11 protein-coding genes are annotated in these 14,241 nt (G+C 55.5%); 5 read left to right on the plus strand and 6 right to left on the minus strand.

Going from position 1 to position 14,241, the window contains the following annotated elements; all coding sequences use genetic code 11:
* The first annotated feature begins 72 nt into the window (after positions 1 to 72).
* From RFER_RS22065 to RFER_RS22080, 4 genes are read left to right on the plus strand one after another with little or no spacing between them, the layout of a single operon-like run.
* The gene (locus RFER_RS22065; protein WP_041793353.1) at positions 73 to 609 is read left to right on the plus strand and encodes a hypothetical protein; all 537 of its coding nucleotides are present in this window, start codon (positions 73 to 75) and stop codon (positions 607 to 609) included.
* Positions 610 to 620: 11 nt separating this feature from the next.
* Positions 621 to 1,433, plus strand: coding sequence for a type IV CRISPR-associated protein Csf1 (gene csf1, locus RFER_RS22070; RefSeq protein ID WP_166485912.1), 813 nt, complete (start codon positions 621 to 623; stop codon positions 1,431 to 1,433).
* Between the two features lies 1 nt (position 1,434).
* Positions 1,435 to 3,876, plus strand: a complete 2,442-nt coding sequence (csf4, locus tag RFER_RS22075) for a type IV CRISPR-associated DEAD/DEAH-box helicase Csf4 (protein WP_011458699.1) — start codon at positions 1,435 to 1,437, stop codon at positions 3,874 to 3,876.
* A gap of 32 nt (positions 3,877 to 3,908) precedes the next feature.
* A complete protein-coding gene (locus tag RFER_RS22080; RefSeq protein ID WP_011458698.1) occupies positions 3,909 to 4,520 on the plus strand; it encodes a hypothetical protein in 612 nt (203 codons plus the stop codon).
* 73 nt (positions 4,521 to 4,593) lie between these two features.
* Here RFER_RS22080 and RFER_RS22085 read toward each other — a convergent pair whose 3' ends face one another.
* On the minus strand, positions 4,594 to 6,111 hold the full coding sequence (locus tag RFER_RS22085) for a replication initiation protein (protein WP_011458697.1): 1,518 nt from the start codon (positions 6,109 to 6,111) through the stop codon (positions 4,594 to 4,596).
* Positions 6,112 to 6,646: 535 nt separating this feature from the next.
* On the opposite strand from RFER_RS22085, the gene RFER_RS22090 reads away from it, so the two are divergent.
* Positions 6,647 to 7,153 carry a hypothetical protein gene (locus tag RFER_RS22090; RefSeq protein ID WP_166485913.1) on the plus strand — a complete coding sequence of 169 codons (507 nt, stop codon included), beginning with the start codon at positions 6,647 to 6,649 and terminating at the stop codon, positions 7,151 to 7,153.
* Positions 7,154 to 7,354: 201 nt separating this feature from the next.
* Here RFER_RS22090 and RFER_RS22095 read toward each other — a convergent pair whose 3' ends face one another.
* The 5 genes from RFER_RS22095 to RFER_RS23190 form a co-directional block, all read right to left on the minus strand.
* Positions 7,355 to 8,977, minus strand: coding sequence for a hypothetical protein (locus RFER_RS22095; RefSeq protein WP_011458695.1), 1,623 nt, complete (start codon positions 8,975 to 8,977; stop codon positions 7,355 to 7,357).
* A 138-nt stretch (positions 8,978 to 9,115) separates the two neighbouring features.
* Positions 9,116 to 9,979: a hypothetical protein gene (locus tag RFER_RS22100; RefSeq protein ID WP_041793357.1), complete on the minus strand. Its 864-nt coding sequence runs from the start codon at positions 9,977 to 9,979 to the stop codon at positions 9,116 to 9,118.
* A 135-nt stretch (positions 9,980 to 10,114) separates the two neighbouring features.
* Entirely contained in the window at positions 10,115 to 10,642 is a 528-nt protein-coding gene (locus RFER_RS22105) for a hypothetical protein (protein WP_011458693.1), read from the minus strand.
* 354 nt (positions 10,643 to 10,996) lie between these two features.
* Positions 10,997 to 12,226, minus strand: coding sequence for an ATP-dependent DNA ligase (locus RFER_RS22110; protein WP_011458692.1), 1,230 nt, complete (start codon positions 12,224 to 12,226; stop codon positions 10,997 to 10,999).
* An 18-nt stretch (positions 12,227 to 12,244) separates the two neighbouring features.
* A complete protein-coding gene (locus tag RFER_RS23190) occupies positions 12,245 to 13,807 on the minus strand; it encodes a methyltransferase (protein WP_011458691.1) in 1,563 nt (520 codons plus the stop codon).
* Between the last annotated feature and the right edge of the window lie 434 nt (positions 13,808 to 14,241).

Consider the following 14,241-nt stretch of genomic DNA (forward strand, 5'->3'; position numbering starts at 1 on the left):
GGTAGTTCGCAATGGCGACAAGGACTGAAGGCATGCGCTTGCATAAGTGGCTTTGATCTTGATGAATACAGGGTGCATCAATCGAGTACGGCACTGAGCATCACGTCCGCTTCGCCCCAGGCCAGTGTCCGGTTGCGTGAGCGGGTGATGGACGTGATGCGTGCGGCGGCCAATGTGGCTGGGCGAACGCTTGAGGTCCAAATGCTGGACCTGACTCCAGCGGTTGCCTTCACCAACCACCGCTGGCAGTACAGCGTGCCCCGCTGGGTCGTGGCAAGGCCAAAGGACGATTGGGCTGGCTGGCGTGAGGCCAGTCTTGACGCCGATCATTGCCAGAAAATGCAGAACCGCCTCAAGGATGACCTTACACAGCAGATCAATGTGTGGATGAACGACCTCCCCGATCTGGACTTGGTCATTGATCATTTTGGGACCCCCATGGTCTTGAAGGAGGCGATCTGGAACGGTCCCAAGCCGGTGGCCACGATGGCGCGGCTCAATGTGTCCTTCAGCAGCAGTCACCGCCTTGAAGGGGCGTTTTACGCCGGGTTTTTCAGCGTAACGGGCTTCGGGCGCGTCTATCGCAGCGGCTATAGCCAAGAACAATAAGGGAACACACCGTGTCTGCAACTGTCAAATTCGAGCAAATTCCATCGTCGAGCCAACTCTATCGCCGCGCTGCCGGTGTTGAGCAAAAGGGCACCCCGCTTGCGGCCCCGTGCCAGTGCGCCATGTGCGCCGCTCAACTCCAGGTGGGTGATCTGGCCAAGCTGGTCACAAAAGACACCTTTGACAAGGGTTTCAACAACAAGCTCGATATCCACCATCGAGGCGGCGACTTTGTGTGTGGCGATTGCGCTGCCCTTTGGTCCAAGGACTACTTGCAGAGCTACAGCAAGTCCTACGCAACGACCAAGGGTGTTTTCAAGCTCTCCAGCAATGAAGATGTGCAGGCATTTTTGTTGTCCCCGCCCTCCCCGCCATTTGTCGCGATTTTCAACACCCGCCAGCAGCAGCACATGATCTGGCGCACGCCTGTTTGCCTGAGTCAGGATGTGATGATTGTGCGGGTTGATGATGAATTGATCCACATCCGGCGCCAGCTCGCGCTCGATGGCGCACGGGCTTGGCGCAGCATCGAGTCATGCATGAAAGTGATCGGCATTAAGGGCCTGCCCGCCAGACTTGAACGCACCTTGTGTGACGAAGGCATGGGCGTGATCCGGCCCGATGTCATCAAGGCGGCGCTCGCGCATTCGCCTGCATCGGCCAAGGCAATCGGTGTTCTGCAAACCATGCGTGTGGGCGAGTGGTGGGCACTCTGCGCTCTGCGCCATATTGATCAAGACGCGCCTTCGACCTGGCCCACGCCCATCCAGGTTCTCCCCCTGGCGCCGGGTGCGCCTGGTTTGCCTGTTGAAGTAGACGACTGACATGCCCAGCGTCACTTTTCGGGTCCCTGATTCGATTCGCACCAATGGTTACATCGCCGACCCCGTTCCCGCGTCAGGGAAGGCCCGACTCGCGGCCATCCTGACGCGCAACGATCTAACGACGCCAGCAAGGGTCATCCCGGAGATTTCTGTACACGCCAACATATGGCTGAACGCCGCTGATGAAAAGCGTCTGGCCGACCTGGGCGCTCCCAATGAGATGTCGGTGGGGGAAACCATTACCGCTCTTCTTGTGGCCGACGCTGCCATGTGGGCTGCACCTGTCATGGGCATTCCCGTAGCGGCTCAAGCCCCCTGCCACCCGGCTCTGGCGCGGGTGCTCGCCAGTCTGAAACTGGGCCAGCGCGGCGAACAGTCGCGCTTTTACGCTGGGCTGGAAAAACTTCTGTCGATTGAAGACCCCGCCCAGTTGCCCCGTGTGCTTTTCGCAGAAGCGGGCACCGGTATCGGCAAGACGCTGGCCTATATGGCGGGCGTGCATGCTTTCCTGAAATCCCTCAAGACGGCACAAACGGCCATTGCGGTGCCAACGCACGCGCTGATGGATCAGACTCTGCGCGAGTGGCGCAAGGTGCAGGATGCGTTGGGTGAGCCCGTGTCAACGGCGACCTTGATCGGTCAAAACGAATTCGTCAGCGTGCAGGCGCTCACGGACCTCCTGCCCGATATTGATCAAACAGTGCGTGAACAGATCACGACCTGGATCGGCAAGAGCGGTCCATGCGACCCGGACGCTGTGATCCGGCATGCCTGGACTGTGGGTGCCTTGCGCAAAGTCGCGCCACTTTTCAATCGCATGCGAGACGTCACTTTGTCGGAGAGAGATACCGACGACGACCCCGGGTATGTGTCGTACCGGGAGCAGTGGGACTCGTTGCCGCGCTGTTCTATCGTTGTCATGTCGCACGCCATGCTGGCCAGCCTTGTATTGCGCCGGCTGACCGCACAGGCCCGTGCGACCAAGGACAGTGCCGCCATCAAGGAGGCGACCGCAGCGTGGGTAGCCCTCACTTCGACGGAGCGGGAAAAGCGGCTGTACCAGGTACTCAACGATATCTATGCGCAGGGCGAGTGCGAGGATGGTCTTGACTTGCTGCCCAATCTGGATCTGCTGGTGGTGGACGAGGCGCATACGCTGGAGGATTCGTTCAATCTGGTCCTGTCGCAAAACATCTCCATGTACCGGCTGCACAAGGATATCGAGCGGCTGCACGCCAGTCATCCCAAACAGATCACCAGCGCCACCGTGGCAGCCATGACGGATGTGTGGCAACGGCTCAGGCGCTCTGGTTCTGCCTCGGTTGATAAGGTGATGTCATTGCACGACGATGATAAAAATTGCCTGATCGATCTCGGCGCTATCCTGAAAGGGGTTCTTGAGATCAAGAGCACGCCAAAGAACCAACTCGGCAGCAATGCGGGATTTCGTCGCATCGCTCAAATTGCGCGTAGCGTGACGCTGGCCCTGTTGGCGGGGGAGCAATATGGCGGCTCAATCGGCGCCATGATCGACTGGAGTCCGGATCGCAAGTGGCCGCGCCTGATGGTGGGGCGTTTGTCCACAGCGCGGGAAATGAATTATCTGTGGTTGGTGGTCGCCCGTCGCTCTATTTTGGTGTCTGGCACCCTCTACGAAGAACTGCCCCAGGTGTCGTGTGAGACTGCCCGGCGCTCGTTGTCGGTGCCGTTTGACATGATGATGACCATGGAGCCGGTCTATGCACCGTGGCAGTACAAGCTCGTGACCGCCTGTGTGGTGGCCGACACCTGTGCGGCTGACGGACGCAGACGGTTCCTGCGCCCGGTGGTCAAGGATTCATCGCCCGAGGCCGTTCATGTTGAATTTAACGCTCTCTATGCGGGTTGGGTTGAGGATGTGGGCCGTTATCTCGTGGATGCCCACAAGGTGGCGCAGGGTGGCATGTTGGTGCTGGGCACTGCTTTTCGGGATATTGCCGATATTGGTCAACTGATCGAGAAGAATACGTCCCATCCGGTCCTGGTGCACCACTCTGGCGTTCCGCTGGCCAGCCTGCGAGATCAGTTCCTTGCGGCGGCAAATGGTGGCAAACGCCCTGTTCTGTTGGCCGTTAGTGGTGCCTGGACGGGCTTCGATTTGCACAGCCCCATCAATCCCAATGCGCTGACCGATCTTGCCATCTTGAATGCCCCCTTCGGGGCTATTACGCGGTCCCTTGCGCGGCAGAAACGGGCACGCCAGAAAAACGGTATTTTTGAAATCGTCGGTTTGACTGTCGTGTTGATTCGTCAAGGCGTCGGTCGCCTGGTACGCAGCCCCGATACGCCTGCCAACCGCCGTATCCATTGGCTCGATGCCCGCATTCATCACGCGGCTACGGCGGGCCTGTTCAACCCGATCAAGCGCCTGTTGGTGAAGTACAAGGTGATTGCCGTGTCTTGATCACGAAATGACATTCCTTTACGGAGGCAATCGTGGGTGTCGAGTTGACTGAACCGAACAGCCTGTTCAGGTTAACAACATCTAAAGGTCATTATTTCATGGGTAAAAAATCACTTGTCTGCCGTGTTAGCTTTGCGCTACTGGCCACTTTGCTAGTCCCAAGTCTGGCAAGCGCCGTTCCTCCTGCTGCGGCAAATTCTGACTTAACCGGATTGGTTGGGAAAGCGATTACGCCCAAGGCTTTGGCCAAAGGCGCCAATTCAAATTTGACCGACTACGGTAATGACTATTTCTCGTGCGGCGGCGCAGTCATCGGCGATCGGACGGCCAATCTGAGCCTTACCATATTACGAAAAGGAATTAAGACAAAGTGCGATAACGTTGGTGATTCAAAGCTGACACTGGCACTAGAGCGCTCCAGTAGCGACAATAAAACCATTGAGTTTTTGGATACTGTCAAGATCGATGTTCCGAAGGGATACGATTTGATGTTGTCAGCGTGTCAAGGTGCTGATGTCGCCATCTCGAAGATGAATGGCAAGGAGTTTTACACTGAACACAAAGCCGCTTGGCGGGTGGTTGGTACAAAACTCGTTCCGGTTGCCGACCTGAAAAAAGTCAAATGCGCCGATCCTGCCTTTTGAGGGCTGACTAAATGCGCCCGCATTGATAAAAGGACGTCCCTGCGTCCTTGCGGGCCTCACTGTTTCTCGCCAGCTAAGGACTTTGGTTCGCCAAGGCCTCAAGGCGCCAAGCCACCCAGGAGTCGAATGACCTGTCTTCGGGTTCCTGAAGCAAGCTCAGATAGACCTCGTTGTTGCTCTCTTTCAGCCAATTCTTAAAACTTGCGACCGCCGGCGTGTTTCGCGGGGTCCAGCCTTTGTCAATGAACACCCTTGCTTTTTTCCCCTCAGGAGTGCCTTCAAATCTTGCAAACAAGGCATCTCGGAGATTCGCGTCCATGGCAAACAACCGCTGCGTCGAAACATCCGACTGATGTTTTTCAAAGGCCTCCCTCTGCCTTTCCTGTCGCTCCTTATCAGCTTTGGCCTCCGCTTGGATTCGTACCTCTTCCTCCACTCGATCAATTTCCAGATCGGCGCCTGTTGCGCCCTGCGAGACGCGCGACAAGATGCCACTGAAGTACGCCTTCCTTGAAGTTATCGGCTTGCCCCGCTCACGCGCCCGGACCTCCGCGGCCTTCAACCTGGTCAACGACTCAGCAATGACCTCGTATGAATCCGACTGGCTCATGTCGTTTATTTCAGCCTCACTGAAACCCATATTTGTCAGAAGTTTCAATCCATCCTCGGGCCATGTTAATGGCAAGCCAAGCGACGCCTGCTTTTTTGGGATGAAAAAGAATTGAAGTTTGGATACTCTGTTCCCAGCCCTTTTTTCGTCTAGACGCAATGTGTAGTTGAGGGCTTTGGCTTCATTGACGCGCGTGATCGCATCGTTTAAAACACGCCTTTTGAAGTCGCCGTAGGAAGTGACAGTTTTTTTACCAGTCGCGGGATCTGTCTTGACGTACCGCGATGGCCCCAGCAGAAGGTCTATCCAGGTTTCGGTCGGCAAGCTGGCTGTGCATTTCGCGGTTGTCCCGAGGTAGCGAAATGTCTGTTGGTACAGGGCATAACTTGGTAGCGTGCCCAGCCCATCCATGGCTTTTAAGGACAGCGTGGCCCAGTTACTTGGCTCCAGCACGATGTCCATAACATCCGGGTGAAATGAAAACCGAATAGCGCCCCGTTTGTGTCCAACGCCTATGCCAAGCATAGTAAAAAAATGAGACTTCATTTCGAACGCCACGGCCGCGTCCTCGTCCAGTACGTTCCACTTCAGAATCATTTCAAACAGAAAATCAAGGTCCTCGTAGATTCGCTTGTAGTTCTTGCCGGGGATGCCGGCCAGCCGAACCAAGTCTGTGATTCTGGTTTCAAATGTTATGGAAATTCGCTCGGTCTTGATGCGGGCTACCTGATCGCGAGGCCTCAGTTTGAAGTCTAGTTGAGCGATCAGGATGCACGCATCAAACAACTTGGATGTATGAAGTGTGTGCGACGAGTTGACGGGCACAACATGAATGGCACTGACCGCTTTCCGGTAGCTCCTGATCCCATCGGGAATGATCAGATCTTCCGTCGCAAAAAGGGACGGCTGGTCCTGGGCGCGACTACGGGTCTCAAAATCTGGATCTGGTCGATCGATGGCAGGCTTGTCTTGTTTCTTCACACAGATAAGTTTACTCTATGGCACGATGTGACATTTTCTTGCCATAGACATTTCAATAGACCTCTCAAGTGCTCCATAAGTATGCAAAACTGCCACCGACAGGAATCGCCTACGCCACAGGCAGTATGCAATTTTTACCAAACAGGTCAAAATTTGCCAACGACAGTATGCAAAATTCACCAATAACACCGCTAACCAATTGTTTTATATGGCTATTTTGTAGCCGTAACATCTGGGATGTTGATTGAAACCCTATAACAAACAGTAAGGCGTGGCGAACAGCTTTTGAGATTTGCTGCTGCCCAGGCAGGGTTTGTTGTCGGTTTTTTAAGCAAACAGCCAAACCCCACCGCATTTCCACCTCTTATTCGCAGTATTCAGGCTGTTTTTGGTCGAAAGCCGATGGCACTTTTGCATACTTTTTTGGTATGCAGCGTATGTAAACGGCCTACTCAGCACGAAAAGTACAGAAGAATACTGCTTTGCATATCCGGCATACGGTAGTCAGGTGGCAGGGGCTTGGTACACTGACAGCGTGAACCACACCGACGACGATCCCCGCATCCAAACCCTCATAGGCGAGGCGTTCAAAGCTATCGTCGCGACTGGTGCGCCCGCAAATGTCATTGCAGCGGTCTCACTGGGGTATTCAATTCGGGTGAACGAGATATTGGGCACGCCAGAGTCCGCGCCTGGGAAGATTGAGCTGACGCCGGCGCTGGAGACCGTCATACGTGAAACTGTTGCGCGAACCGTGGCTGCATCAGAGCAAGCGCGTGGCCGCGCCAAGAACGATCCTGCAACGATCCGAGTCAATGTCAAGGTTGGGGATAGACGCACGTCAGTTACCTTGGCGCGCAGCACCTTTGCCGATGTGACGGTCTTGAAGGGCTCGCCCGCCCTAGCGAAGCTGCTGGTGCAGCAGGTGGCAGACGAGCTGCCCGCCGACGGCGTGGTTAACCGATCTGAGTGGATCGATAAGCAGCTGAACAACCACCTTCTACTCGGCCATGTTGATGCGGCTCTGACGTCGAGGCATTGAACGTAAGCTTCCAAGCAACCGTTCCGCCGTCCATGCGCGCTGGGCATCGAGCCCGAAGGCGAGCATTTTGGACTCCCGCGTCTTGGGTCGCTTCCATTACCTTTTCGAGGGGTGGGCTCATTTAGCCTGTTTGCGAGGGGCGAAAAAAAACCCACCGACGCATGGCGTTGGTGGGTTTGATCTTAAAAATGTGCGGCCATATCAGGCTGCAGCGGTTTCCTTTTCGAGCAACACTTCTGCGTAGTCCAGCGTTCCGTCTTTTCGTTTGAGCTTGTAAAAGCTGCTTGTTTGCGGGTTGCGAAGGATGGATTGAGCAACCGCCCCGCGCTTGCGCGCATCGAGCTGGGTGTACCCTTCCCGAATGATTTTTTCGACGAACTCAGCGCCGTTCATCGCCACCCCGTTTACCCGGTAGTTGGTACCGGTGGCGACCGCCCTGGTGTCTTCAAGGCGGGTTTCATTGCGCTTGCGCTCCTTTTCGGCTTCCTGGGCTTCAGCCGTCGCTTTTCGTTCGGCCTTGTAAGCCGCTTCGGCCACTGCGTAATGTTCATCGGTCACATGCCCTGCGAGCGCGAATATTGCTCGCCGCCGCTTGGCCGCCGATACATTCAGCAGCTTCACAGGGTAGAACTTTTCGATGGCGCGTTTGGTCGTGTCGTTGCTCGGACCGTCTAGGACGTCAAGCAGAACGACCAGATTTTTGCTTTCGACCGCTTGCGCGACCCGGTTGGCCCAATTATGGGTTTCCCACGTATCAATGCCTTCAACCAGTTTCAACTGGTAATGCATTTCTCGCAGGGTCATATTTCGCTTTGCCATCTGCTCTTCAATGTGCTTCGATTGAGTCCTTTTTCGCTTCTCAACTTGCATCTTGCGCAGTTCAGTTGCAAACGCATTGACCGGAACGCCAATGTTGGGCTCCTGTGCGGGCACCGGCATCGGCCGGACATGCAGCACACCTTTTTCGTACAACAGATTGTCGAAATCCACGGAGGTTGCCTCTGCTGGCAAGCTGTTCATCAGCCCAATGAAGAACGGTGCGTTTTCAACCGTGATTTCATGGACATGGGGACGATCTGAATTCAGCAGTGTCACCAATTGGGAAAGTCTGTCGGCGGAGATCCGTCCCCGGAGGTACGGCTTCTTCAGCAGAGTCGAAAACCAGTGAAGACCACTGAAGGCATTAACCTTCTCTTCGTCCTGGTACTCGGCCAGCACATGCTCTGGGACGGTGTCCCCGCGCGCCAACGCGTAGGCGACATGTATCTCGTGTCGACTGTTGGTTTGTTGTCCGTCATACAGCGGCCCATTGTGGCCGTAGCCAAGCCGCACTATGAATTCTGAATTGACGTAGTCAACCACATCGTGTTGATTTCCGTCGCGCGTGACGCAGGACTGTTTGCGATGTTCGTCAGAAAGGCAGGGATATACCCCATAGGCCACTTTGCCGATTGCGTTGATGGCGCCCCACTGTGAAGCGGTCATCTGCCAAGGTGCCTTGATCGTGCCCAGATCGCCCTGGGCGTACGGCATGACCTCGACCAACATCCGGTTCATGATGTCCTGGACGTGGCCTTGCCCCGGTGGCATGCGAATTCCAAGCTCGCTGTACCGTTGTTCAACGAAATAGATCTTGCCTGCAGGTGAGCAGACTTCCATCCGGTCCGCTTTGCCATAAAGGCTTTCAGCCCCGGCGGCAGGCTTTTGATTCATGCGATACAAGACGTCGCCCAGCGTGTTGAAGCTCTCGGTTGCCCCATTGGGCAGAGTCAATTCGTATCCGCTGTTGGCCCGTGCATCGGGCATTGGTCTGATGTTTTCCATATTTTCTTCGGTGGTAATGAAAACGGGACCACCAGCCCAACGGGAGGTGGTCCCGTTGGGATTGAAAATTACCGGATGAGGCAGATGCTTTGTTGAGCTACCTGCTTACCGGATGTTTGACGCTATTGGTCCCCTTGGTCAGAGGGTAAAAGCGTGTTTTTCTGAACTGAGATTGTGTTCAAGCCAGTCCTGATACCCAAGCTTGGTGTTGCCTTGGGACACATCTTCCTGCCAGTCAGCACGCGTATATTCTTCGGCGGCCTTGGCGGTGGGAACAAGCCTGTTTTCAACCGTTCTGTCGACCATCACCAGCCTGTCCTTGAGGATGATTTCAACTGCCCGTAGCATTTCGCTGTTGAAAACCAGCTCGGCGCCTTCAAAATTGACCGTGAAGTACAGCGCCCCAGGTATTCGCGGCTTGCTGATCGGTTCGTCGCCGGCGGCGAATCTTTCGAGGATGTGAGTGATCAACGGGTCTTCAAAGTTACCCACGACCGGCACGACCCCTTTGGGCACATCAAGAGGGTACAAGCCGTGCATGTCTCCCTCCACATCGGTGAATTCTTTGAGAGTCCACATGCGATCGAAGTCATCCGCGAAAGGCCCCAGAAGTTCTGGCTTGCGGCCGTCCATCAAGATCAGCAGAAAGCGATCCTTGTCGTCTTCCTGGCTCGTTGACACTACCGCGGTTGCGGGCGCATCAGAAGGCCCAGAAGTCAGCTCGATGTACTTTGCCCATCGCGCGCCAGACGGCAAAGAATTGGCAATTTCGAACACGTGTGACTCGCCCGGGTACTGTTCAATGTAATTGCCGCTCAGGATCGCGTTTTGCAGGTACATCAAGTCAGCCAGGGTCCGTGACCCGTGGGTGTCAGCAATGCCGCCCAGTGTTTCCACCGAGTCCAGCAATTCGCGCATGAACTGGCGGGCCAGTTCAGAGCGAGAGGCCTGATGCGCCGCCTTGCGCGCAACCTCGCCAACTTGAAGTGATTTTTGATTCATAACTTTTGTCCAGAATGAAAAAAGAGTCCCCATGCGCCATCTGTGGAGGCAAAGAGGCTCTCTTGGTTGTTTTTGATGGCTCCCGGTATTTCACCGGGGCTACTTTTCGGGAGGCGCAAGTCCCGACGCTGCGGCTCAATCGCCGTTGGGTTGCGCAAAGTTGACTTCGCTCATTGCGTAGTCCCGGAATATTCCTTCGATGATCAAGCGCTGCTGGTTGCCCGAGAAATGGACGCTGGCCAAGTCGCCTTGTGTCACGCCAAGAAACGTCTGAATCGCCAGGCAGCCCGCATTGAGTGCATCTTCTGCGGCCTGAGCAATGGCTTTGTTGAGCCCGACCAGTGCCTTGGCCTGCTCGTGCGTCAGCTGGTACTGCTCCGGCGATACAACAAAGCGACCGCATGAACTCAGGTAGGGGTCGTAGATCGCCATGTCATTGATCGCAAAGCTAACTACGGGATGGTCGTCAAGGTCCACTGCCGGCTGCAAACAATTCGGGAACAGGACAGCAATGTCTTTGGACACGACAGCCGCTTCATTGGCCTGCGTTGTCACGCCTTCCTGGCGCGTGACTTCGGCAACCCCTGTGTTGGCGTCGAGAAAGATTTTCAGAGTTGGACCGCGGCTTAGGGGCGCGGCAGAACTGGTTTGGGAAATTTCCAAGTGATGGCTCCAAAATAATGGGAACTCACTTTCCCCATCGGGAAACGAGTTTCCCAGTGGGTGAGTAATTCTGGTCAGTGAAATTGCTTTGCGGCTTCACTGCTGAATCGAGAGGCCCGCCCAGGAGAGTACAGGGGGGGGAAGTTTGAAATGCCGTTGCTGAATGAGCAAGACGAACGCCAAGATGGCGAGACACGCTGATTCTATCCAAAATGGCGGCAAACGACGCACTATTTTTGTGTTCTCCCATTGGGAAATGCCGTGTTTCACCAACGAAAAAAGCCCACCGGCAACCTGGTGAGGCTGCAGTGGGCTTTTTTGTTTTGAAAGTTCGTCAGTTGCCGGGACTATCCGTCAGGCGCACTGGCGTCGGTGATAGGCCTCCGGGTCGACATATTCTTCGTCTGGCATCGTGCGCGTGACTTGCGACAGCGTGCATTCGTGCCGTTCTACGTCGCTCCGTGGGCTCTTATTGTCGGGATCGTAAACAGAGATGACAAAGGATTTGCCATTGTCATACATATACTGGACGTCGACTAGGGCATCGACTTCAGGTACTGGCTTGTTCGGAGGAATGGTGACATTGCCTCGGCTCACCAGATCACCTTCACTGTTGAGCAAGCCCACTTGCACCGAGCGCTGGACATTTCTGGCCATGACGATACAAGTCGACACTTCACGAAACACGAATTTCAAGCTGTCAGGGCCTCGACCTTGTGCGTAGACGCCGCGAGCGTTTTTGGCCACGATGCCTTCGAGTCGGATATCTTCGGCCCGCTGCAACAGCGCCTGCTTTTCATCGGCGGTGTAGTAGCACTCGATGACTCCGAAACTCGGAGTCACATTGGCCACATCGTTCATGCTGTCATACATTTCGAGCAGCTTGGCGAAGCGTCGACGTTGTGGCCAGCCCCGCATGTCAATGCCTTCGTATTCGAGCAAATCGAAAGCGATGAAGCGATCGCCCACGTGCTCGCCGTTGGCAACGAAATTGCCCAAGGCCTTGAACTCGGTGAGCCAGTGGGTGGGAATGGAAACAACCTGCCCCTTCTTGTTGCCGCCGCGTGCGCAGTCACCCTTGATGGACAGCAAACGGTTTTCGCCATTGGCCTTGACCTGGAAGCACCAGTCATTGTCAAAAATGAGCGCTTTCAGTGCCGCGCGCTGGATCGCGGTCGGCTCTTGCGGAAAGATGCCAAACAGTTCCTTGCTATCGGTGATGTTCTCGTAGGCGGTGCCGGCCTCCCCTTCCTGATAGTGGCTGTCGCCGTTCTTTTTGCTGTTGACCAGTGACTCAAAGATTTTGAGGGCTTTGACATAGGCAACCGGCGTTTCAGTTCTCGTTCCGACTTTGAGGGCCTTGCCCCGGCCACCGTGCGCGTAATCAACTGTCCAGCCGTCGTCTTTCTTGCGAAGGTAGGCATGGTAGACCTTGTCGGCACCGTTGTGCCTGGAATAAAGGGATGTGTTTTTGGCTAGTTCTTCAGTCATGTTTTTCTCGAAAGGAAAGAGCGCTCCGCACCCAGCAGAAGCTGGTGGATAGCGCTCTTGTTGTTGATGATGGCCCGGCCAAATGCCGGGCATGTCAGGTGAACCAGCTCTTCAAAAAAGTGCGGCTTGAACCTGTTGGAGATCCACAGCCTGGGCCACCGGTGGCGCCTTTTTGCTGTTGAGGGGCTTTTTGAGCACCAGCAAGGTGGTTGCAACGTCGGTACCGGAGGCTTTGAACGCGCCCGCAGGGATGGCAATGACTTTGGCACCAAGCGTCATCAGGTAAGCCTGAAAGGCCTTGGCGGGTTTGGTGTCATGGGTTTGCCACTGCGTCGACGCGATGGACACCAACACGCCGCCGGGTTTGAGAAACTCCATGGCGTGCCTGATATGGGCCATGTCGCGGCCGCCAGAGAAAGGAGGGTTCATGGTGATCCGGTCTGCGACCGCTTCGGGTTTGACCGCCAGGAAGTCCTGAGGGCCCTGGAGGTGAAACCCCAGCGCGGTGAGCGTCTTGACGTTTTGCGGCATGAGCTCGTAACAAATCACATTGGACTTGCCCACGATCTCGGCCGCAGCCATGGCCAAAGCCCCGTCGCCGGCGTTGGGCTCGATCACGACCATGCCCGGCAGGATACCTGCCTCTGCAATGACCTGGCTGGCTAGAGCGGGCTGCGTGGCAAAGAACTCGTAGTCCCTGGCCGTATAGACCTCACCGGTGGCGGTGAGGGTCTCCAGCATGGGGGTGGGGTCTTCGGCAAAGACGTGGGCCTGTTGCGCGGTCGACCACTGGCCACCTATGGTAGTGAGCAGTTCATTGACCTTGGCGTAAAGACGCGGGGGCAACCGTTGCGCGATTTTCACCTTGCAATCGAGCACTGCCAGCCCATTCAAAATGCCTTGCACATCACTGGCAATCCGAGTCGGTCGAATGTCGTATTTGCCGGACTTGGCCTTCTGACGCTGGGCGTTTGGGTTCAGCCCCTGACCCACGGGCCAGTTGAATGTCAAAGCGCAAATATCCATCGGATGGTTGTTTTCGAACAGCAGCGCCAGCGCCGACCCGCGTGGGTCGTAGTTCAACTTGATGCCGTTGAGGCCCGCCACGTTCCACTCGGCAAAGCGACTGGCCTGCTCTTCCAGCATGTCGTTGTGGGCCATCATGGCTTTAGTCTCTCGACGGTCGCTAACCCGAGCGCAGTTGAGCTTCCAGTTTTGGGCAAACTCCAATATCGCAATCGCGGAGGTCTGAATGGATGGGACATCGGTTTCGAATTGCTTGAGGCGCCGTAGCAGTATCCATGCAGCGTCCAACGTCGAAATTCGGTCAAAGAGAACTTCATCATCCGTTGAATCCAGCGAGATACCTTCAGGAGATCGGCCGCATTCCTTGAGCCCCATGGCTCGCAAGAGAAGGTGCAGTTCATCGGGAAGGTTCACTGCAGGGCTCACGGTGATTTCAATTTTGTCGCTACGGGTTGTGGCCCAGAGCAAAGGTTCGTCGGAATCGGCGGCGAACATCACACGTTTGCCGGGTTCCCCCTCGGCATTGACGGTGCGCAGGCGCTCCGGGTTGTCTTCGTTGAAGGTCCACTCGCACTGAAAGAGACTGCGAATGGCCAGGATCTGCTCGATGTCGGGCACTTCGCACATAAGCACCAGGTGTTGTTTCATTTGGTATTTCTCCGTGAATCGGGAAATACCGCCCCCACAGGGGAGCGGTACCCCGGTGGTGGTTTGTTCGCCTTGCGCGGCGGTTGCTATTGGGCGACAACGTCGCGCGCAATAGCCAAAAACAAAAAAGCCACCAAAACCCCGGCGCGTGAGCGCGTTGGTCATGGTGGCCTATTGCGAATCCGAAAATTGTCTTCGGGTTCTTCTTGGGTTCCAGGCAAGCTGGACAGTCGCTAACAAGCAACCGATTATTTGAGAGGTGTTTCGTTGAAAGTTAGTCTGCTTGATGCTCTGCTCAAATAAATGAGTTTCAGCACAGAGTAACCACGATCAGCTATTTCATGATTTCGGTAGTCTCCTGAGAAACCGTAGAAATCAGGTCCCGAAGGAAATGATTCCTTCGGGAATTTTGACAATGAATTTTGAAATGCCGC

Origin of the sequence: Rhodoferax ferrireducens T118, from assembly GCF_000013605.1 — a bacterium.
Classification (GTDB): Bacteria; Pseudomonadota; Gammaproteobacteria; order Burkholderiales; family Burkholderiaceae_C; genus Rhodoferax; species Rhodoferax ferrireducens.